We start from the raw sequence: 22,324 nt of genomic DNA, 5'->3' as shown, positions 1-22,324 counted from the left end.
AATGATTAAATCAGATCAGTCGATAGGATTAAGTGAAATTGATTTTAACCCCTTTGAAGAAGGAAAAGAAATAGAGAAGATAGCATTTACGAATGATCCTCAAAAGGAAATTCTACTTTCCTGCGCATTGGGAGGTGATGAAGCCAATCTTGCCTACAATGAATCCGTTTCCCTGGTGTTAAATGGAAGTTTTAAACTTGAGTATTTTCTCCTTGCACTCAGGGAGGTGGTATTGAGGCATGAAGCCCTGCGCGCTACAGTGAGCAGGGATGGTGAGACATTGATTATATATAAAACACTACCTGTAGATGTTCCATTTCAGGATATTTCTGAAAATAATGATCAGAAAAAACTACTGAATGCATTTATTACTGATGAAATGCAAAGACCCTTCCAACTGGAGGAGGGACCTTTATACCGGTTTTTTATTCATAAACTTGGCGCACAGCAACATTACTTTACCCTGATTCTTCATCACGTTATTGCAGACGGTTGGTCAACAGGTGTGATTCTAAAAGACCTTAGTCAGTTTTACAATGCAAAGCTTGAAGGAAAATCAGCTTCATTGGAAAAGGCTCCGCAAATCAGTGATTATGCAGACGAGCAGATTAACTTTCAGCAAACTGACGAGTTCAGGAAGATAGAAAAATACTGGCTTGATTTATATAAGGATAATATTCCGGTACTTGATTTCGCTACCGATTATCCAAGACCAGCCTTCAGAACCTACAAATCAAAAAGGATTGATCATGCTTTTTCACTAGAGCTTATTAGTCAGATCAAAAAAATGGGTGCAAAAGCCGGTTCCAGTTTGGTGAATACATTGCTTTCCGCCTATGAAATTTTTATCTATCTAAATACGAATCATAAACATATTGTGGTCGGTTTACCAGCTGCCGGACAGGCAGCTACCGAAAAACATGACCTGGTAGGACATTGTGTTAACCTGCTCCCGATTAAGTCTGTTGTAGATCCTGATCTTTCTGTAACAGCATATCTTAAAAACAGGAAAAAACTATTCTTTGATGCCAATGATCATCAAAGAATTACTTTTGGTCAGCTCATCAATAACCTGGACATAAAAAGAGATCATTCACGTATCCCCCTGGTTCCGGTATTATTCAATGTCGATATGGGAATGGATAGTTCAGTTGTATTTAACGGTCTTGATTTTCAACTGATTTCAAATCCGCGTGCTTGCGAAACGTTTGAAATATCATTAAACATTACCGGATCAGCATCCAATTTCGTGCTGGAATGGGCTTACAACACTCAGCTTTTCAAGCAGGAAACAATCGAACACGCAGCAATTGAATTTGAAAAACTGATGGTGGACATGGTGAACAACCCGGACATCACCATTAAGGAACTGGCTTCCGCCGGTACAGATGTGTGGATAAAAAAAATTGAGGAATGGAATCATACCTTCGAAGCTTATCCAAAGGACACTCATTTTACAGTACTAATTGATAAAGTCGCGGTCAAACTGCCTCATAAAACAGCCCTTGTCTATCAAAACAAATCACTATCGTACCAAGATTTAGTTACACGTGCTAACCAATTTGCTGCCTATCTGAAGGCATCCGGAACAAAAAAGGGTGATGTTATCGGATTATTATCCGACAGATCGGTAGAAATGGTCATTTCTTTACTAGGTATTCTTAAATCAGGTGCGGTGTATGTGCCCCTGGATCCGGAATATCCTAAAGAACGAATAGAATATATGCTTGAAGATGCTCAGGCTAGTCTGTTACTTTTATCTCGGGACTATACCGGACAATTTCAATCGGCTGCACAGGAACACATCATTGAGGAAATATCAGTTAAGCTTCAGGAATATTCAGCTGCATCTGCGTCTGTAAGTACCAATGGCAGCGATCTTGCTTATATTCTATACACCTCTGGCTCCACCGGGAAACCAAAAGGGGTTAAGATTATGCATGAAAATCTGACTAATTTTCTGTTGAGCATGCTTGATAAACCGGGCATACAATCTACCGACCGGTTGCTGGCTATTACCACTATCTCATTTGACATTGCCGGTCTGGAACTTTACTTACCCCTGATCACAGGTGCAGAGCTCTACATATGTGATGCTGCAACGGCGAAGGATGGCAGGCTTTTACGGGAATACGTTGAAGATAATCATATCACTTTTCTTCAGGCCACTCCTTCTACCTGGAGAATGATGATTGACTCCGGATGGCAACCTATGCCAAATGATGAATTACAAAAATCCTATCCGCTTAAGGCACTGTGTGGTGGAGAGGCCTTACCATCAGAACTGGCAGACAGTCTATTATTAAGAACAACGGAGTTGTGGAATATGTATGGTCCTACAGAAACCACCATATGGTCGACCATTAAACAAATTACTACAGCCGGTGAGTTACTCACCATCGGTCGCCCTATAAGAAACACACAGATTTATATCATTAACAATGAGAATGAACTAGTTGCACCAGGAACAACAGGCGAAATTTTAATCGGAGGTGATGGGGTCGCTCTCGGTTATTTGAACAGAGAAGAACTTACTGACGAACGTTTTATTGATGCTCCATTCAGACCTGTTACGGGAAACAAATTATATAAAACAGGAGACCTCGGGAAATTTCTAGAAAACGGGGAAATTTTGTATCAGGGCAGAATGGATCAGCAAGTTAAGATAAGAGGGCACAGAATTGAACTTGGCGAGATCGAGACAGCCCTGACGCAACTGCAGGGTATTAAACAGGCAATTGTGCTCGCCCGCGAAGATCATCCGGGAGATGTGCGTTTAGTGGCATATGTTATCTTGTCCAGATTTGAACTTGAAGTACATAAAGCTACTACAGATGACTGGAAAACTATTTTAAAACGGCGGCTACCGGACTATATGGTACCAGCTCATTTTATTGCATTGGAAGCTTTTCCATTAACACCAAACAATAAAATTGATAAGAAAGCATTACCAAAACCAGAATGGAAACAAAGTGTTTCATCTAACACTGATCAAAGTGCACTTAATCAGCAGGAAGAGATAATTTATAAGATATGGTCCAATATACTTGGACAGAACGATATCCGGAAGAGTGATGATTTTTTCGAACTGGGAGGTCATTCCTTATTAGCAGTAAGGGTGATGACTGCCATAGAGCAAACTACGGGCAAACGTTTACCTGTAGCCACCCTATTTGAGAATGCCACTATAGAAAAACTGGCAAAAAAGATACAGACAAACGAACAGGAAAAATGGAACTGCCTGGTACCCATCAAAACAACAGGTACAAAAGATCCTATCTATCTGATCCATGGAGCCGGACTAAACGTTTTGTTGTTCCAATCCATGATTAAATATCTTGACGATGACCAGCCAGTGTATGGTTTACAGGCTATCGGACTAAACAGACCCGTCGAACGTCTGTTGTACACGATTGAAGAGATCGCAACTACCTATTTAACGGAGGTTCTGGCTAATGATCCTGAGGGACCTTACTGCTTTGCCGGATACTCTCTGGGAGGTAAGATTGCTTTTGAAATGGCAAGACAATTGCAAGTGATGAAAAAGGAGGTGAAATTTTTGGGGGTCATAGATACTTATGCAACAAATGTTGACACCAGTTCTGCAGTCAGTAGACTGGCAACTAAGGTAAAACGCCAGTTTAGAAAAGCTCCCTTTTTCTTTAAATCGTTTCTTAAAAATCCAGGAGAAGCATTTAATTACCAGATGTATATGGCAAAATACCGGCTGAAAAGAATAATTTCAGACCACGTTGAAGAAGAAGATGAGCCCTTTTCACCTTATGAGCTTGAAATACAAAACAGTTATGATATTGCATACGTAAATTACGTACTTAAGCCATCTGATTTGCAAACGCACCTATTTCGGGTCAGCAAAAGACTATATTACTTAGATGACCCTAAGTATCTTGGATGGAATAAGTATGCTAAACATGGGGTCCAGATCCATGAAGTTCCGGGGGACCATCGTACCTTTCTTTCCCCACCAAATGACGAAGGTTTTGCTAAGGTTATTCAATCTGCTTTAAATCACTTATAGACTTGGAAAATACATTATTGCACCCGCCTATAGAATGGAAGGCCTATGATGGACAGCAATTAGAAATTACTGAGCACAGTCATGTATTTAAAATTCAAATTGACAATTTTTATGAAAGCATAGAAAAAAAAAAATGTCTATCTGACGAAGAATATCAGAAAGCACAACGTTTTGTACGATCAATTGATAAGGAAAATTATATAGTAAGAAAATACATATTGCGTTTAATTTTGAGTATCTTTTTAAAGATACCTGCCTCAGAAATCACTTACTCTTATACGGGGAAACGCAAACCTGAAGTTTCCGGTATTCACTTTAACGTAAGCCATACCAGGAACTATGCAATTTTAGCTTTAAGCGACTACCCCATTGGTATCGATATTGAACTGATAAATACTGTTTTCGACTTTGCCACTCTACTAGATTTATGTTTTAGACCAAAAGAGGTAAAATTTATTCATGATAGTCAAAACCCGGTTATTAATTTTTTTACTTTGTGGACAAGAAAGGAGGCTTATCTCAAAGCTATAGGAACAGGGCTTACAGAAGATTTAATTAACGTGCCAGCGCTTCCAGATGATTATAAGAACGGTCAGGTTCTATTTGATGTATCAAGCTTTAAAATAGAAGAACAGTATTTAGCTAGTCTTGCTATACCCAAAAATGCGTCCCGCCCTCCTAAATATTGGAATGTAACTCCGGATATTTTATTCTATAGTGGATTTTAAGTTTTGAAGTTTGATAATCAGAATTCCGAAAAAGCTACATTCATTAGTCTACATTTTGGAAGCCTGGTGATCATCCCGTCGATAATGACGTGTTCACTATAATTTTTAATAAAATTCTTGATTTAATTAATAGCCTTTCCAATATATGAGAGGCTGTTTATTTATCTTTGAGCCTGTTAGAATATTTGTAAAGTAAATTCATAAATTCTAAAAAGATCTGATGCTCCCAAAACTAATGAGACAAAACCAAGCTTACAATGCCCTGCCCATCCTTTTGGAAGATACAGCCCAGAAGTTTTTAAATAAAAACGCTGTCGTTTTTAAAGATAAAAATCTTAGCTATAAACAGTTAAACGATTATGCAAACCAATTTGCAAACTATCTGCTTGCTAATGGAATAGAAACCGGTGATATCATTGGCATGGCTGTAGAACGTTCTTTTGAGATGTTAATCTGTATACTTGGAATGCTCAAGGCAGGTGCTGTATATACTCCCATAGACCCTAAATATCCGCAGGAAAGAATTGAATATATGCTCAGTCATTCCAATGCAAAGAAATTATTAGTCTTTGCTGCTGATAGTGGAAAATTTCATTCGAATGCAACAGAAATTATCATCGAGAACATTTGGTCTGAGCTTAACAACTATACAACTGAATTTAGTCAGGTAGAAATCGAAGGGACAGATCTTGCCTATATATTATATACATCTGGTTCAACTGGCAGACCCAAAGGAGTAGAGATTATGCATAGCAATCTCAGTAATCTTTTAAAAAGCATACAAATTGAACCAGGGATTACACAGCATGACCGTTTATTAGCCATTACTACCATTTCTTTTGATATTGCCGCATTAGAATTATTTCTCCCGTTAATTGCTGGCGCGGAGTTAATTATAGCTGACTTTGAAACAGCCCGCGATGGACGGCTTTTACTTGACATGATTGAAGAAAAAAAGATCACGATCATGCAGGGCACACCATCAACATGGAGAATGATGCTGGATTCAGGATGGGAAAAAAAGTATCCGCTTAAAATATTCTGCGGAGGAGAACCCTTAAAATTGGAACTTGCTAAAAAATTATTAGCTCGTTCTGGTGAATTATGGAATATGTATGGTCCTACTGAGACTACTATATATTCTATTATCAAAAAAATAGCAAATGAAGACAAAACCATCACTATAGGTAAGCCCATAAATAACACACAAATATATCTCTTAAATGAGCAAAATGAAATCGCCGATTATGGGAGTTTAGGAGAGATATTGATAGGCGGAGATGGCGTAGCCGCAGGATACCTTAATCAGCCGGATCTCACTCAGGAACGTTTTATCAATGATTCATTTAATGATATCCCTGGTACAAAATTATATAAGACTGGCGACTTGGGCAGATATGAAGAAAACGGAAACATCGAATATCATGGCCGGATTGATCATCAGGTGAAGATTCGCGGACACCGCATTGAATTAGGAGAAATTGAAAATGTGCTGGCCGAGGAAGATGATATTGGACAAGCTGTAGTTGTTCCACAAGAAGATAGCTCAGGAGAAATAAATCTTATTGCATACATTGTACAGGCAAAACACACCCTTGTACCTGAGACAGCTATCATTGATACTCCGAAAACTGTGAAGGATACATGGAGAATCAATCTGCAAAAGAAGCTGCCTGATTACATGATTCCCCTTGACTTTATAGCTTTGGATAAGTTCCCCTTAACCCCAAACTACAAAATTGACAAGATACAATTGCCAAAACCACAAAGAAATATCAGCATCGATGCTAAAGATATTCCTTATGATGAACATACAAAAATAGTTGCAGCAATTTGGGAGGAAATATTTGGTATAGATACGATTAGTATCAAACATGATTTCTTTGAGCTTGGAGGTAATTCCCTCCTGGCAGTAAAAATAATGGCTGCAATACAAAGAAAGACAGGAAGACGACTTCCTTTATCTACGCTGTTTGAAAATACTACCGTTGCAGGCTTAGCTAAAAAACTAAGCTCTGATAAAGAAGAAAAATGGCAGGCTTTAGTTCCGATTAAAACAACTGGATCCAAATTACCTCTGTACATCATTCATGGGGCTGGCCTCAACCTGATCTTTTTCAAATCTACAACTGAATATTTAGATGAAGAACAACCAGTTTATGGTTTACAGGCTGTGGGATTAAATAAAAAAACAAAACCAGTTTCTTCTTTTGAAGAAATAGCAAAGATTTACATCTCAGAAATGTTGGAATCGAATCCAGAGGGCCCTTATAACCTTGTGGGTTATTCCATGGGTGGAATCATTGCATTTGAGATGGCCAGACAGCTCATCGCAATGAATAAAATAATCAATTTTATTGGTGTATTAGATACTTATGTACATACGCGTGAAGATAAAGACGGAAAGCTAAATAAAATAAAAAGGCAAATGAATAAACTACCTTTTTTAGCTGGTTCGTTCATCAAATATCCAAAAGAAACTATAGCCTATCAATTATCGTGGCTCACCAAAAAGGTATTCAAGAAAAAACACAACAAAGATGTAGTAGATACTGATTTCCTTACCAAGGATGAAATAGCTATTTATGAAGCTTATGAAAATGCGCAAAAGGAATACGTACTGAAACCCTCAGATATAAAAGTCACTGTATTTAGAGTTGAGAAACGATTATATTTTTTGCATGACAGAATAACTTTAGGCTGGAAGAAATTTGCAAAAAAAGGGGTCTCAGTTATTGTGGTACCTGGGGACCACAGGACTTTCCTATATAAACCTAATGATAAGATGTTCGCCAGCATTTTACAAAAAGCAATAGACCATAGTACAATTGACTCGTCCCATTAACTTCTTATGAATAATTCGGTTTACAAACTATTTTTCTGCAATAACATTTTTCCTGTTATATATTTACAGTCAGAATTGAAGTTTAAAACACAGCCACCCTTAAATATAAAAATGAAAAAATACCTAAAAAACGTAGTAATTTTAATAGTCGGAGCTTTATTGGGAATCCTGGCAAACCGTAACAGAGAATATCTAATCAACGCACAATTTATCAGAAATCATTGGCATGGGAGGAAAGCAATCGAAAATAAAGACACCCTACTCAATTCTCCAAAAATCATGGTATGTCTGGCTTTCGGACAATCTAATGCAGGAAATTATGGTTTGGGAAGTTATGAGTGCAAAAATAAAAATAAGATTTTTAACTTCTACAAAGGAAAAATTTATCAGGCAAAAGAACCCTTATTGGGACCAGATGGAGCAGGAACCAGTGTTTGGACGCGCCTAGCAGACATGGTAATTGACAGCGGTCTTTATACTAAAGTTCTTATTGTTCCTTGTGCCATTGGCGGAACATCAAGTCAATGCTGGGTAGATGGAGACTGTAGAAAAACTTTAGATGAAACATTAAAATATTTGCAGGAACAAAAAATCCCGTTAACCCATATTTTCTGGGATCAGGGCGAAACTGACAACGTGGATAAAGTAACTAAGGAACAATATAAAAAGAACTTGAAAGCGATTATAAAGGTAATCAGAGATAAACAATTTACAGCTCCATTCTTTGCGTCTGTTACAAGCTACTTCCCATATGACAATACTAATCCACTAGGAATTGATTCAGACATCACAGGTGCTCAAACTGAAGTGATTGATGAAATGGACGATGTAAAATATGGACCTAATACAGATTCAATCAATCTTGCATATTACAGGCATGAAGCAGTTCATTTTACTGAAAAAGGATTAGACAAGCTAGCATTAGAATGGTATAAAAAGATCAAGGAAAACAAATAATACCTAACCATAATATTTTCCTAATTCAAGATCAAAAAAGAGAGCCTTAAATCATGATTTAAAGCTCTTTTTTTGATCCTATTTTCTTTTAGACTTCTCCCATGCAGCACTTTGGTTCTTTTTATAGTATCTCACTATTCCTGCTACAACGGCATAATTCATAATACAAAAATAGTAAGGAATGAACAGCGCCTTTATCCTGACATTCTTTCGTTCAAAATACAGACCTGTGATACTTAAGGCATAAAAAATTAGTTGTAATAACAGAAGTACCTGATAAAATAATACAGATGTCTCTACTGCAATTACAACATTTAAAACAAACACAAGTATTAACAGAAAAGGAGTAATGGTCCATCTCAAAACCCTATGACTAATGTATTGAAAAGTAAATACTGGATTATGGAAAGGATTTGCAGACTGCTTCAGGCGAAGAATTGATTGGATACCTCCTGCAGCAATTCTAATTTTGCGTTTTAATTCCTCTTTCACATCGGCTGACGCAGTTTCCATTGCATAGGCATCTGGTTCATAAGCAATAATGTAACCTTTTTCAGCAATTCGCATAGCAATCATATGATCGTCAATTATTGTATCGCTTTCAACCGGCTGATATAAGGAAGTCCTGATGCTAAATAATTCACCCGCAGCACCTACATTCGAATAGAGTTCGTAATCCCATTTCTTGAGTTTAGACTCATATTTCCAGTAAAAACCTTCACCGGCAGAACTTGCATCTGCACTTTCCTCGACAAGTATCCTCTTTTCTCCTGCCACAGCTCCTACCTTTGGATTCTGGTAATGTTTAACGAGCTCCAGAACCGCATCCTTATTCAGAAAAGTATTAGCATCTGTAAAAATAGTAATGGCTCCGGTAATATTAGGTATAGCACGCTTAATCGCAGCCATTTTCCCGGCACGTTCATCTTTATGTAATAGTGTTACATCAGGGAATTGTCTTATCTTCTCCGCTGTAGAATCAGAAGAACCATCTGTGATAAAAATAACCTGCATTTTATCTTTAGGGTAATTTAAGTCGAGCGTATTTGCTACCTTCTCTATAATTATATCCTCTTCATTATATGCAGCAATTAGAATAGTTACGGTGGGAAGTATAGCCTCGTTGATAAAAGCAAAAGGTTTCACAAAAAGTCTCTTTATTTTTACCAGTATAAATAATATAAAACCATAGCCCACAAAAGTATATATGATCAGAAATATGCTGATCCAAAATAGTATAATCATCTCCTCTTAAATTTTAAATCCTAAATCTGAACTATTATTACCATGCGTAACATTCCAGAAAATTCCCTTGAATACCCATTTAATTAAATCTCTTCGCCCCTTTTTGATATAAGTTATTATTTGCTTGGGACAAGCTAATAAAACAAAAAAGAAAGAGAAAAATAATGTGTTAACCAGACTAGTGTTCCTCCTTATATATAACATCCTGTTCCTGGTCATAAAATAAGTCTTGATGGCACTTTCTTTTCCAACACTCATTGATTCCTTATGATAAATAGAGGCCTTACCCGTAAACCAAATCTTCTTACCAGCTCGTCTGAACTTTTCACACCAGTCAAGCTCTTCATAGTACAAGAAGAATAATTCATCCATCAATCCCACTTCAACGAGATCTTGCCTGCGACACATCATAGCAGCACCATGACAGAATCCTGTTGGCACGCTAACATCATTATATTGGCCCCTGTTGATTTCCATACTTCCAATACTGCCATTTCGACCTGTGAGGTAATTCATCTCAGTGAATCCGGCATACTGAATAATTTTAGGATTGTCATAGTATAATATTAATGGCGAAATGATACCAATCTCCGGATTACTCAATAATTCATCATTCAACTGCTGTACCAGATCAGGAGTAATCTCAGTGTCGTTATTCAGAAAAAGTAACGTATCTCCTTTTGCAATTTTAACGGCCAGGTTATTTCCACCTGCAAATCCCAGATTTTCCTCAGATCGTATATATATGAGTCCCGGGTAAAGCGCTTCAAAATCCTCTTTATGGTCGACTTTACTGCCATTATCAACAAGAATCAACTCAATATTATTGCCGGCTGTATTCTCCTTAACTGACTTCAAAAAATCATAGGTCACTTCGGGCTGATTAAAATTTACAGATATAATGGAAGTTTGCGTCATTTGGGATAAAAGTAATACTTTGGTTTAGAAATCGATCTTTATTTTTTTAATCTGCTACAACTATCTGTATCATTGGCAAATGCAACACAAAAGCGAATTGTTTGTAAAGTTCCATGGTATGGGACGTTAATTCGGGAAAATCTATTGAAACATATGCTTTTATAAATATTCACAGTACCCAAATCAGGATTTGATGGCAATTATAATAACTATTATGATATACTATTGAAAACTATATAAACTCAAAATAAAGACATCTCATAATTTATTCGTACGTTTTTCAAAATGTACGGAAAAATATAAAGTGGGTATTAATTTCCCATATTGAGGAATTTTATCCTTACAGCATGCATGATTCCCAATAAATTAACATATGTTTGCATTACAATTGTTACAAACAATTAAATACATCACTCATAAGAGCGCAGCATATGGTAATGATAAAACAAATTAAAATGACTATTCTTTATCTCTTTATTATAGGATCATTAGTTTCTTGTAAAAAAGGAGAACTTGCTTCAGTTACGGAGACAATTGTTACTGCACCATTAGATACTGTAAAAAATACTATACCTCCTGTCATCGATCCTGTTTCAACCGGACCTGTCGTTACAATAGGAACAGGTTCAGGAATTTTGGTTCTAAAAAATCAGGAGGGGAAAAATTTCAAGATTACTGCTGGTACTTATTCCGGATTTCAATTCGAAAATATTAAGAATTGTACTGTTGACGGAAAAAATGCAGCAAAAATTGTTGGTGGAGGTGTTACCATTAATACAGTGAATGGTCTGACTTTAGGCGGCTTTTCAATTTCGAACACAAGTACCAGAGCAGTCGACATTTATAATCAGGCAAATGATCTTATTCTGAAAGATATTCAGATCTCAAATGTTACAGATGTCACAATCAGCAACCACATCAACAATAAATATGATGGAACAGCGGCTAGTTTCTCCAATAATATCCAGTTGTTGAATATTAAAGCAGATAACATTCTGACATTTTTCGCATCTGATGGTGGAATAAGCAATTCAGGTTTTACCGGATTAATCAAAAATTTCGTGATGAAGGGATGTACAATCACAAATTCACCTAATCTAAGCGATGGTGTATGGTTACCATGTGCAGAAGATTATGTAATTGCAAACAACGTTATTGACAAGGTAAATGCAAGTAACAATAACCATAACGGCATATTTCATCTCTCAGGTAATGGAAAGATTTACAACAATAAATGTACAAATCACCAGGGAAATATGGTCAGGGCATGGTTATTCAGTATCACAAAAGCGGGAGTAGTTGAAATTTATAATAACATAGTCTATAACTCAACAAGATATGGCGCGTTTGAACTTCAGGTTCCTCCATATATTAAAGCTTTCAGTACTTTTAAACCTGCTGATGCTAAAGTTTATAATAATACTGTAGGTAAGCTTAATACAGGCCTGCCAAAATTCTTCGAAGGACGTCTACTGGATGTTTACGAAATGTTTGGAAATATACAAGTTTACAACAACCTTGTTTTTGAAGACAGCGACAATATCATTCTTAACAGAATGTCTGCAGATCCTATCACTAAAAATTCCGATAACATCTATAAAAATACCTGGTCAGAAGCTGTATCTGATTTAACATCATTCAGATCACTGGTTCCGGGTGTTGGAGCTCAATAAAAAATGATAAAAGCAAAAGGAACTGACGCAGATTTTAGTTCCTTTTGCTTTTAATTCAATCTCCTTTATAACCCTCCCTACAAAAATCAGTACTTCCTCACACTATGTCTTTTTGTTGATTTGCTTATAAAAACCTCATTTTAATCTAATAAAGAGTGTTTATTATCAACAATAATTAACATCTTTTTAGTTACTTTACAAACAGCAAATAACTAAGTCCATTAATGAAGATATCCTCCAAACTCAAGAATATACATTTTTTATCTCTAATGGGTACAGGAGGCATGTCCGTTTTAACGTTTGTGTTCACAGCTGTACTTTATAGATCACTAAGTGTCAGAGATCTCGGAATTTGGTTCTTCTTTCAGACATTGCTTTCCTTCATGGACATGTTTCGACAAGGTTTTCTTACTACGGCTTTCGTAAAGTTCTATTCTGGCACATCTGAAGAAAGAGGAAAGGAAGTCATTGGTTCAACCTGGTACATCGCATCTGGTATAACGCTTGTTTTTATACTAGTTAATATTCCGATATTATTCTTTCTCAGCTACATTCCTGATGAAAGTTTGAATTATTTTTTGAAATACTTCTCTATAAATCTCTTAATGTCGCTACCCATGATTATTGCCATGTGTATCACTCAGGGAGAATTGAGATTTGACAGGCTCATGTATATCAGAGTAACGCAGGTAATGTTGCTGATTATATTTCTAGGCCTCTTGATCTTCTTTAAAGCCAATAATTTACACAATCTAATGATGGCAAATATAATTTCCTCATTAGCTACCAGTTTGCTGTGTATTTTAGCCGGATGGTCAGGTATAAAACACTTTTTTAGCAAAACACCAAAAACGATAAAAGAGCTTTTTGATTTTGGAAAATATACTGTTGGCACTTCAATAAGTAGCAACCTTTTTGGAGTAACCGATACTTTTATTATTAATTTCCTGCTTGGTCCGGCTTCACTTGCAGTTTACAATTTAGGTAAAAGGCTTATGGAAATCGTTGAAATTCCGCTTCGCAGCTTTGTTGCCACAGCAATGCCTTCTCTATCTAAAGCCTATAATTCCGGCAATAAAGATGAAGTGATTTATATCATGAAAAAATATATTGGTATGATTACTTTCGCATTTGTACCGATAATAATAATTGGCTATCTGCTTGCTCCCTTCGCGTTGAGCATTATTGGTGGTGGACAATATAAAGGAACTGAAGCAGGAGCAATAGCAGTAAATATCTTTAGAATCAGTATTATCTTTGCGCTTTTATTTCCGGGCGACAGGTTTATGGCTGTAACTTTAGATGCTGTGCACATGCCACAGGTTAATTTTATTAAAGTAATCGTGATGCTGGCTGTAAATTTATTAGCCGACGTAGCTGGGGTTTACATCTTCCACAACGTTTATGGAATAGTAGTAGGCAACCTCTTCCTTCCTTTAACAGCCATTATAGTATCCAATATTGCACTCCAGAAATATCAGCGTTTTTCATTTTTGGACACTTATAAACTTGGCTATAATGAATTAAAATCATTACTTTCGAATTCGTTATCCAGCTTCAGTAAAAAATAATAGCGGTCTTAACACTAAATCAATCTTCCTCTAGATGAACACTTCAGAAACTATATCAATTGTAACAGTATGTGACAACCATTTTGTATCCATGCTCGCAGCACTATTAAAATCGATAGAAATTACCCACGTCTCTGGAGAGAAAGTTGACATTTACATTGTGGCTGATGGAATATCAAAAAATAACAAATCTAAACTGATAGACAGTCTGACAACTGGTAAGCTGAATTTAATCTGGATGACGATGGACGAGGCTATTCCGAAGGATTTAAAATTGCCTGCGGACAATACAACGTTCCCAATGAGTGTATATGTCCGCATCTGCATTCCCTATTTTATTCCTCAAGATGCAACACGTGTCATTTTCCTGGATGTGGATATGATCTTATTGGAAGATATATCAAAATTATGGCATACTGATATTGGCGATTATGCAATTGCTGCAGCTATTGACAGGGCTGGAACAGTAGATTCTCCCTGGGGAGGAATATTAAATTATAAAGCACTTGGCTTCGATCCGAAAAGTAAATATTTTAATGCTGGAATGCAGATCATAAAACCTAAGCTGTGGAGAGAACTGGATATTCCTAAAAAAATCTTTAAATGTGCTGAGGACAATTTTGCCTATCTAAATTTTGCAGATCAATATTGCCTTAACGTAGTGTTCAATGCAAATTGGTTCGAACTATCTCCCCTCTGGAACTGTCATACTGCAAACGATATAAAATCCCCATATTTAATACACTTTATAGGTATTAAACCAATTTACCAGGGATACAACTTAAATAAAGACTATAAAGACCTATTCTTCTATTACCTGAATCAAACCAAATGGGCGGGTATGAAACCTCAGTCTGATTCCATCAGAATGATAAAAAAAGCTTATAACAAATTCGTCAAAAAACTTCCTGCCCTCTTTAGATAAGAGTAGCCGGTTCAGGTATATTTACTTTGATAACTTTTGCCGGATTACCCACAGCAACTGAATAATCTGCAATACTCTTTACAACTATCGCTCCGGATCCAAGAGAAACATGATTGCCAATCGTCAAGTTTCCTATGATTACAGCGTTGCAACCTATATCTACAAAATCTCCGATGATAGGTGCTGCGCCATCATAGGCTCCGTTGGCACCTTGTCTCACCCCGATTGTAGTACACTGTCTGATACTACAGTTAGAACCAATAATTGTATTGGGATGAATAACCAGACCACTTCCATGCCATAGCTGGAAATTGGGACCAATTTTCGTGTTCCATGAAAGTTCAACACACATAAACCATTCTATCGTTATACGGTACCAAAGTAAATACCAGCAAAATAGAATTTTAGTGATTTTACTGCGCACAATCAGCTGCGCCAATCTATAAAAAACGACGATGTACTTTCCCTTTGTTGGATTTCCCGCATTCGCCTGCCAATCCTGAAATACATACTTTTTGATACCTGACATAAATTTTAAATACGTTAATTTTTAGAATATTTTGGAAGATAAGTACTTTTAAATGGTAAAGACAAACAATTACATTCCTGTTGATAACAAGAATATTTTATTGCTTAATTCTAATTTGAAAGTACCTTCGCCGAAGCAAAAATACGCTAAAAATAAAATGAACGAAAAGAATCGATTATTATTGGGCGGGTTTGTCAATTTTTACGTATTTTATCATCATATAGCTATATTTAGGCTGTAAATTGACAAATCTGTGGATAGACGAAAATATTTGAAAAGCCTTCTTGCACTCGGAACTTTCGGTACTCTCTCCTACTCTTCCTATTTTTGGCTGGAAAGGAATTCAAAAGTGGCACCTCAGGATTTTTGGAAGAAAAAAGATCTTATTTCAGAACTAGCGGACATTATTATCCCCGAAACAGAAACTCCTGGTGCAAAGAGCGCTAAGGTGGAAGAATATATCATAAATGTATTAACAGAATGTAATACTGTCAGGCAACAACGTACTTTTTATGATGGGCTACTAGATGTTGAAAATTACGCTTTAAAAAAATTCGATCAGCCATTTTTAAAATGTACTCTTGAGACCCGGATAGAAGTTGTTGAGCATTTCAATCAAAGAGGCGAGCTGCCGGTAAAAATACTGAACAAAATTAATAGAAAAATATTCGGTGAACCATTTTATTCGAAACTCCGGGATCTAACTGTGGAGGGATATTGTCAATCCCTTTCAGGCGCTACATTAGGCTTGGCCTATGACTATATTCCCGGATCATTTGAAGCTTGTACACCGATGCAAAAAAATCAAAAGTCCTGGGCAACCAAGTAAATAATGAACAAAGAAAAAGCGAATACTTACGATGCCATTGTAGTAGGTTCAGGAATAAGCGGTGGCTGGGCCGCTATGGAATTGTGTAGGAAAGGACTCAAAACTTTACTACTTGATCGCGGACCAGATGTTAAACATCTGACTAACTATCCTACCGCTACCTTGAATCCATGGGATTTTAAATACGGCTTTAACAACACGAATCTAGATAGAGAAGTTGATCCAATTCAAAGTTCAGCTTACAATCCCGGAGACAAGCACTTCTATGTTAGGGATAAAGATCATCCGTATGAACAAACAAAACCATTCAACTGGATCCGCGGATATCAGGTTGGAGGTAGATCGTTAACTTGGGGAAGACAATGCTACAGACTGAGCGATCTCGATTTTGAGGCTAATGTAAAGGAAGGTATTGCAGTTGACTGGCCAATACGATATGCCGATATCGCTCCCTGGTATAGTTATGTAGAATCTTTCATTGGCGTGAGTGGCCGAAGAGACCATCTGCCCCAGTTGCCTGATGGGGATTTTTTACCACCGATGGAGTTAAATTGCATAGAAGAACACCTGGCGAAATCAATTAATGACCATAATCACGACAGACTTCTCACTATAGCCAGAGTAGCTAATTTAACTAAAGGATGGGATAATCGCGGCCCCTGCCAGAACCGAAATCTATGCAGTCGGGGTTGTCCGTTTGGTGGATATTTTAGTAGTAACAGCTCTACAATTCCAGCCGCAATGGCCACCGGAAACTTAACTTTGAGACCCTTATCCATTGTCTCTGAAATCCTAATTGATGCGACAAGTCAAAAAGCTAAAGGTGTCAGGATTATTGATGCAATAACTAAAGAAGTATCAGAATTTTATTCAAAAATAGTTTTTCTCAATGCATCAACAATTGCAACGACCGGAATTCTTTTAAATTCTAAATCTTCCAGATTCCCTAATGGGCTAGGCAATGACAGTGATCAGGTAGGGAGAAATCTGATGGATCATCATTCATCAGCTGGCGCATATGGAAGGCATGATGATTTCCAGACAAATTATTATAAAGGCAGAAGACCCTGTGGATTTCTTATTCCAAGATACAGAAACCTGAATCCAACAGAAAAATTAAATTTCAGTCGCGGATATAATATTCAAGGTCATGGAGAAAGACAGGAATGGCTAGATAAATCGCTCGGTATATCAGGGTTTGGAAAAGACTTTAAGAAGCAGCTGACTGTTCCCGGTCCATGGACAGTTTGGATGGCAGGATGGGGAGAATGTCTGCCATATGAAAATAATAGAGTAACTGAAAACAGCTCGTTATTAGACCAATGGGGCTTACCAATATTGAAAATTGACTTTTCATTTAAGGAAAATGAAGAAAAGATGATGGATGATATCAAAAATACATCAGCTGAAATGTTGGAAAAGGCTGGTTTTAATAATATAGATGCTTTTAACTATAAAAAACCAGGGGGAGCAACCGTTCATGAAATGGGAACGGCCAGAATGGGAACCGACCCTAAAACTTCAGTTTTAAATGGTAATAATCAGTTACATGCAATAAAAAATATATTTATCACAGACGGGAGTTGTATGACATCTTCCGGATGTCAAAATCCATCTTTGACTTATATGGCTTTAACTGCAAGGGCATGTGAATTCGCAGTACAAAAACTTAAATCAGGAGCGTTATAAAACTAATTAAATCAATTAGAAATGAGATAGATATGGATAAATGAAACACGAAGGGCTTTATAAGATTAAAATACAGCTATGTCTTAAATCACATATTTTTGAATTTTCGGCCCTGATTTACTTTCGTAACCGATAATATTTAGTAATTTGGGGTGTGGTAATAAGTGAATTTTTTTCATCATTTTGTCCCAAAAGCCACACTACTAAAAACGGGGTATTAAGCAATTTCGTATATAAATTTTACAATAGGAACAATACATCTTAAACATATTACTCAATTAACGTGCAACAGGAAACCATCAAAGGGCGAGATATTGTTATCGTAGGTCAACAGCCCTGGGATGTGTCTATTGGGAGCAATTGCAAAAATATCGCAATTGAGTTAGCAAAGAACAACAGAGTTTTATATGTCAATTCAGCATTGGAAAGAAAGAATTTAATGTTTAACCGGAATGGTCCGGGAATTAGTAAAAGAAGGAATGTTATAGATAAAAAAGAAAAGGGGCTGATTAGTGTTGCCAATGATTTGTGGACTTTATACCCCAATGTTATCATCGAATCTATTAACTGGATAAGCATTACCAGAATATTTGACTGGGTAAATAAAAGAAATAATGTATTATTTTCTGAGTCTATATCAGAAGCCATTTCAGAATTAGGCTTTAAAGATATTATTCTTTTCAATGACAATGATATGTTCAAGAGTTTCTACCTCCGGAAGTTATTGAAACCGGTAGTTAGCATATATTATTCGAGGGATTATATGCTTGGTGTAGATTATTGGAAAAAACATGGCGAACGTGTTGAACCGCTTATTATTAAAGAAAGCGACGTCTGTGTGGCAAATTCTACCTATCTTACAGAATATTGTAAAAAATATAATCCAAACTCCTACTATATAGGGCAAGGGTGCGACCTCGAATTATTCTCTACTGAGTTTGATAATTACTGTATAGACGAGATCGGCACATTAGAGGGACCGAAGATAGGTTATGTAGGTGCACTGGATAGTATTAGGCTTGATATTGAATTAATAGCATTCATAGCTATGAATCTTCCTAATTATAATATTATCCTGGTGGGCCCCGAAGATGACCTTTTCCATAACAGCATATTACACAGTCTTCCAAATGTTATTTTTACCGGTCTTAAATCCTCGGATGAGCTGCCAAAGTACATTAATTCATTTGATGTATGCATTAATCCTCAACTGATTAACGAGGTTACTGTAGGAAATTATCCAAGGAAAATCGATGAATATCTCGCAATGGGTAAACCTGTTGTTGCAACGAAAACCCAGGCAGCAGATATTTTTAAAGATATTATCTATCTTGCGGAAACTAAGGAAGAGTTTTTGGAACAGATTAAGAAAGGATTGAATGAAGATTCTTCCTTAAGAATAAGTGAAAGAATAAAAGTAGCGCAATCTCATTCATGGGAAAATAGTATTAAGGAACTTACAAAAGCAATAAAGAATTTTATATAAAAAGAGATGTCAATAATTAATAAAGTCAAATCAAATCCTCTTTTAAAAAAAATTGCGCACCGAATGCTTATCCCCAAAAACGACTTCAGGCCACGTCTTTGGATTAGAATTTTGGTAAATCCTTTCAAACATAGTAAAGGAAAAGGAGTAATTATCAGGAACAGTACAAGGATGGATGTTTTTCCATTCAACAATTTCAATATTCAGGAATACTCAATAATAGAAAGCTTTGCAACTGTTAACAATGGTGTTGGAGACGTTGCAATAGGAAAAAAATCAATCATTGGAATGGGATGTACCGTAATCGGTCCGGTTACCATAGGGGATAATGTAATGCTCGCCCAAAATATTGTCATATCAGGACTAAATCATGGCTATGAAGATGTAGAGACCCCTCCTAGTGAACAAAAAACGATCACTAAAAACATTGTAATCGGTGATGACACCTGGATTGGTGCTAATGCAGTAATCACTGCAGGTGTTACTATCGGAAAACATGCTATCATTGGTGCAGGCAGTGTGGTTACCAAAGATGTACCTCCCTTTTCAATAGCTGTTGGAAATCCAGCCAAAATAATTAAAGCATACAACTTTAGCTCGAAAATGTGGGAAAGAGTTTAGTTATTTAAATAGTATAAAACATCGTCGTTAATTTCGCATATAAACCATCCCCAAAAAATGAAAACATATAATTTTCCTGACGTATCTCTGCTGATTACACATTATAACAGGAGTGAATCATTGGATAACTTGTTAAGTAGCTTCAAAAAATTGAACTGCGAATTTGGTGAGATCGTTGTGTCAGATGATGGAAGCAAACCTGCTTATCTGGAGAAACTAAAAGAATTAGAGATCAAATATAACTTTAAACTGGTAACAACTCCTGTCAATAAAGGCCTGGGGAATAATATCAATAAAGGACAGGATGCAGTTACATGCAAATATACGTTATACGTACAAGAAGATTTTGAACCTAAGTCAAGCTTTCCTGATCGTTTCTCAGAGGCGGTTAAATTTATGGATGATGACTCAAAACTGGATCTGGTTAGATTTTATGCATACGCGCCTTATGCATATCTGGAACCATTCAACGAATTTTATTCTTCGATGCGCAAGAATAATTACGGGATAAAATACAAGAAGATTTATTTCTACAGTGATCATCCTCATTTAAGGAGATCTGACTTTTTTAATAAATTCGGAAGGTATCCGGAAGGCATTAAAGGTGATTTGACGGAATATAAAATGTGTATTTCATTTTTACAGAATGATATCAAGGGCCTTTTCTATACTGATTATAAAGGCTTATTCGACCAGATTAATTCAGCGGCGGAACCTAGTACAATGACAAATACCAGGAGCAATTGGCGACAAGGTGAAGGATCATTGATAGGAATAATAAGAAACGTTTACAGACAACTAAAGTATAATTACGACATCCACACCATGAAACCCTTAAAAAAGGTTAAGGATTAGTCAGAATTGCTTCATTATCGACTTTAGCTTTATCATCGAGTCTGCGTGTGATCGTAATCAACGCTAGTACAAGATAAAAGTAGATACTCACGGGAAATTGAACTAAAGCCTCCTGAGGGAAATTACCGACATTAAGTGCAAATACGATAAGCACCATTGATAAGCAATAACTTTTAAGTTCTGGGTTTTTAATGGCATAATAATTAACTATTCCAGTCTTCAAAGCTGTAAACATGAAACAGCAAAATATAAACAGGCCCAGCCATCCTAATTCTACAGCTACACGAATATAACCGCTGTCCGGCGGGAAGTTTGCGAGGTACGAGTTGGGTGCAAATCGCTTTCCAAATACTTCTGTAGCACCTAGCCCCCCTCCCATTGGATGTGAAATGATGAAAGGTTGAATACGCTTCTGATTGTATTTCCGTAAATTGTAAGAAGCATCATTAGAAGGCTTAAATGCAGACTGAAATCTGATCAATGTATTATTCCCTGTCGGCATAAAAATAACTCCCACCATCATGATAGCCATCACGATCATTCCAGCTAAAACTTTTTTATTGTATTTGAGGATTGAAAACAAAATCAATGTGGCAGGAATAAGAACATAAGCACCCCTTGTTCCCGAAAATAACATTGCCCAGATGAACATAAGCGCGAAACCTCCAAGCAACAGTTTTTTCCACATTTTAAGTGGTCCTGTAATGAGGCCTATACATAGAAGTGTACTAACGACCATATTATATGAGAATGCCACCGGATCCGAGAAAATAGAAAATTTCCTCCAAACTCCACCAATAAATAAAAGCGATATTTGCTGAGGATTATTAATAGTAGCAAATTCGTAGTCAAAGAAGCCAATATACTCTTGTTTAAAGGCAAACAACGCAGCGAATAATGAAAGGCCAAGCCATAATTTTATAACCAGCCTGACAAACTTAATATGGTTTATATAATAGGTAAAAATAAAATAAGTAACCATAAACAACGCTACCGGACGGATAGCATATAACCATGACAAACGGGAAGCAGCAGACGGATTAATTGCCTCAAGTAAATTATAAGAAATCCATATAAAAATCACGTAGCTGAGGGGTGACTGGAATACAGAATAATCAGGCTTAGATTTCTGTGAAAAAATGAATCCAATCAATAACAAAAGAACAATACCGTCCATTAAAGTACCAAGAGGAAAGTTTATAGGAAACCGGTAAAAAAACATAATCAGGTATGCCCCGGTCAATAGTGTCATAATCCCGAATTTGGGAAATGCTATCAGCGCTAAAACACCAGGTACACCAATGATCACTATCAAACATAATATGCCGGCAATAATACCAAATTTCACAATCAAAAAAGTCATGAAAAGAGATACCAGCGTAAAGAAGATTACACCGAAAATATTATAAAATCT

16 protein-coding genes are annotated in these 22,324 nt (G+C 36.6%); 12 read left to right on the top strand and 4 right to left on the bottom strand.

Annotation, left to right across the window (positions count from 1 at the left end; all coding sequences use genetic code 11):
- Position 1: 1 nt before the first annotated feature.
- From OQX62_RS12115 to OQX62_RS12100, 4 genes are all read left to right on the top strand, one after another.
- Entirely contained in the window at positions 2-4,039 is a 4,038-nt protein-coding gene (locus OQX62_RS12115) for a non-ribosomal peptide synthetase (RefSeq protein WP_265831800.1), read from the top strand.
- Positions 4,040-4,041: 2 nt separating this feature from the next.
- Positions 4,042-4,767, top strand: a complete 726-nt coding sequence (locus OQX62_RS12110; protein ID WP_265831799.1) for a 4'-phosphopantetheinyl transferase family protein — start codon at positions 4,042-4,044, stop codon at positions 4,765-4,767.
- Positions 4,768-5,002: 235 nt separating this feature from the next.
- The gene (locus OQX62_RS12105; RefSeq protein ID WP_265831798.1) at positions 5,003-7,612 is read left to right on the top strand and encodes a non-ribosomal peptide synthetase; all 2,610 of its coding nucleotides are present in this window, start codon (positions 5,003-5,005) and stop codon (positions 7,610-7,612) included.
- Positions 7,613-7,723: 111 nt separating this feature from the next.
- Positions 7,724-8,569 (top strand): sialate O-acetylesterase, encoded by an 846-nt coding sequence (locus OQX62_RS12100; protein ID WP_265831797.1) that lies wholly within the window; start codon positions 7,724-7,726, stop codon positions 8,567-8,569.
- 78 nt (positions 8,570-8,647) lie between these two features.
- On the opposite strand, the gene OQX62_RS12095 is transcribed toward OQX62_RS12100, so the two are convergent.
- The gene (locus OQX62_RS12095; protein WP_265831796.1) at positions 8,648-9,814 is read right to left on the bottom strand and encodes a glycosyltransferase family 2 protein; all 1,167 of its coding nucleotides are present in this window, start codon (positions 9,812-9,814) and stop codon (positions 8,648-8,650) included.
- A gap of 6 nt (positions 9,815-9,820) precedes the next feature.
- The gene (locus OQX62_RS12090) at positions 9,821-10,732 is read right to left on the bottom strand and encodes a glycosyltransferase family 2 protein (protein ID WP_265831795.1); all 912 of its coding nucleotides are present in this window, start codon (positions 10,730-10,732) and stop codon (positions 9,821-9,823) included.
- 455 nt (positions 10,733-11,187) lie between these two features.
- Here OQX62_RS12090 and OQX62_RS12085 point away from each other — a divergent pair, with 455 nt between their 5' ends.
- The 3 genes from OQX62_RS12085 to OQX62_RS12075 all read left to right on the top strand — a co-directional run bounded on the left by OQX62_RS12085 (position 11,188) and on the right by OQX62_RS12075 (position 14,901).
- Positions 11,188-12,405, top strand: a complete 1,218-nt coding sequence (locus tag OQX62_RS12085) for a hypothetical protein (protein WP_265831794.1) — start codon at positions 11,188-11,190, stop codon at positions 12,403-12,405.
- A 224-nt stretch (positions 12,406-12,629) separates the two neighbouring features.
- A complete protein-coding gene (locus OQX62_RS12080) occupies positions 12,630-13,976 on the top strand; it encodes a lipopolysaccharide biosynthesis protein (RefSeq protein ID WP_265831793.1) in 1,347 nt (448 codons plus the stop codon).
- A 34-nt stretch (positions 13,977-14,010) separates the two neighbouring features.
- Positions 14,011-14,901 (top strand): glycosyltransferase family 8 protein, encoded by an 891-nt coding sequence (locus OQX62_RS12075; RefSeq protein ID WP_265831792.1) that lies wholly within the window; start codon positions 14,011-14,013, stop codon positions 14,899-14,901.
- On the opposite strand, the gene OQX62_RS12070 is transcribed toward OQX62_RS12075, so the two are convergent.
- The gene (locus tag OQX62_RS12070) at positions 14,894-15,430 is read right to left on the bottom strand and encodes a serine acetyltransferase (protein WP_265831791.1); all 537 of its coding nucleotides are present in this window, start codon (positions 15,428-15,430) and stop codon (positions 14,894-14,896) included. The two genes, OQX62_RS12075 and OQX62_RS12070, sit on opposite strands and share 8 nt — an antisense overlap.
- Positions 15,431-15,683: 253 nt before the next feature.
- Between OQX62_RS12070 and OQX62_RS12065 the strand changes: the two genes are divergently transcribed.
- The 5 genes from OQX62_RS12065 (at position 15,684) to OQX62_RS12045 (ending at position 20,910) form a co-directional block, all read left to right on the top strand.
- Positions 15,684-16,259: a gluconate 2-dehydrogenase subunit 3 family protein gene (locus OQX62_RS12065; protein ID WP_265831790.1), complete on the top strand. Its 576-nt coding sequence runs from the start codon at positions 15,684-15,686 to the stop codon at positions 16,257-16,259.
- A 3-nt stretch (positions 16,260-16,262) separates the two neighbouring features.
- Positions 16,263-17,948, top strand: a complete 1,686-nt coding sequence (locus OQX62_RS12060; RefSeq protein WP_265831789.1) for a GMC oxidoreductase — start codon at positions 16,263-16,265, stop codon at positions 17,946-17,948.
- Positions 17,949-18,231: 283 nt separating this feature from the next.
- The gene (locus tag OQX62_RS12055; protein ID WP_265831788.1) at positions 18,232-19,434 is read left to right on the top strand and encodes a glycosyltransferase; all 1,203 of its coding nucleotides are present in this window, start codon (positions 18,232-18,234) and stop codon (positions 19,432-19,434) included.
- A gap of 6 nt (positions 19,435-19,440) precedes the next feature.
- On the top strand, positions 19,441-20,055 hold the full coding sequence (locus tag OQX62_RS12050) for an acyltransferase (RefSeq protein WP_265831787.1): 615 nt from the start codon (positions 19,441-19,443) through the stop codon (positions 20,053-20,055).
- 57 nt (positions 20,056-20,112) lie between these two features.
- On the top strand, positions 20,113-20,910 hold the full coding sequence (locus OQX62_RS12045) for a glycosyltransferase family 2 protein (RefSeq protein ID WP_265831786.1): 798 nt from the start codon (positions 20,113-20,115) through the stop codon (positions 20,908-20,910).
- Here the strand turns inward: OQX62_RS12045 and OQX62_RS12040 are convergent.
- On the bottom strand, positions 20,900-22,258 hold the full coding sequence (locus OQX62_RS12040; protein ID WP_265831785.1) for an O-antigen ligase family protein: 1,359 nt from the start codon (positions 22,256-22,258) through the stop codon (positions 20,900-20,902). The genes OQX62_RS12045 and OQX62_RS12040 overlap by 11 nt on opposite strands.
- Between the last annotated feature and the right edge of the window lie 66 nt (positions 22,259-22,324).

This window comes from Pedobacter sp. MR2016-24, from assembly GCF_026239655.1.
Taxonomy (GTDB): Bacteria; Bacteroidota; Bacteroidia; order Sphingobacteriales; family Sphingobacteriaceae; genus Pedobacter.
The sequence above is the reverse complement of the archived record's forward strand: the minus strand, read 5'-3'. Positions and strand labels throughout refer to the sequence as shown.

Excerpts from the sequence above, each read along its gene's own strand:
- OQX62_RS12050 (WP_265831787.1), top strand. The coding sequence starts at position 19,441 with ATGTCAATAATTAATAAAGTCAAATCAAATCCTCTTTTAAAAAAAATT.
- OQX62_RS12095 (WP_265831796.1), bottom strand. The coding sequence starts at position 9,814 with ATGATTATACTATTTTGGATCAGCATATTTCTGATCATATATACTTTT.
- OQX62_RS12060 (WP_265831789.1), top strand. The coding sequence starts at position 16,263 with ATGAACAAAGAAAAAGCGAATACTTACGATGCCATTGTAGTAGGTTCA.
- OQX62_RS12085 (WP_265831794.1), top strand. The coding sequence starts at position 11,188 with ATGACTATTCTTTATCTCTTTATTATAGGATCATTAGTTTCTTGTAAA.
- OQX62_RS12070 (WP_265831791.1), bottom strand. The coding sequence starts at position 15,430 with ATGTCAGGTATCAAAAAGTATGTATTTCAGGATTGGCAGGCGAATGCG.
- OQX62_RS12100 (WP_265831797.1), top strand. The coding sequence starts at position 7,724 with ATGAAAAAATACCTAAAAAACGTAGTAATTTTAATAGTCGGAGCTTTA.
- OQX62_RS12075 (WP_265831792.1), top strand. The coding sequence starts at position 14,011 with ATGAACACTTCAGAAACTATATCAATTGTAACAGTATGTGACAACCAT.
- OQX62_RS12080 (WP_265831793.1), top strand. The coding sequence starts at position 12,630 with ATGAAGATATCCTCCAAACTCAAGAATATACATTTTTTATCTCTAATG.
- OQX62_RS12115 (WP_265831800.1), top strand. The coding sequence starts at position 2 with ATGATTAAATCAGATCAGTCGATAGGATTAAGTGAAATTGATTTTAAC.
- OQX62_RS12090 (WP_265831795.1), bottom strand. The coding sequence starts at position 10,732 with ATGACGCAAACTTCCATTATATCTGTAAATTTTAATCAGCCCGAAGTG.
- OQX62_RS12045 (WP_265831786.1), top strand. The coding sequence starts at position 20,113 with ATGAAAACATATAATTTTCCTGACGTATCTCTGCTGATTACACATTAT.
- OQX62_RS12105 (WP_265831798.1), top strand. The coding sequence starts at position 5,003 with ATGAGACAAAACCAAGCTTACAATGCCCTGCCCATCCTTTTGGAAGAT.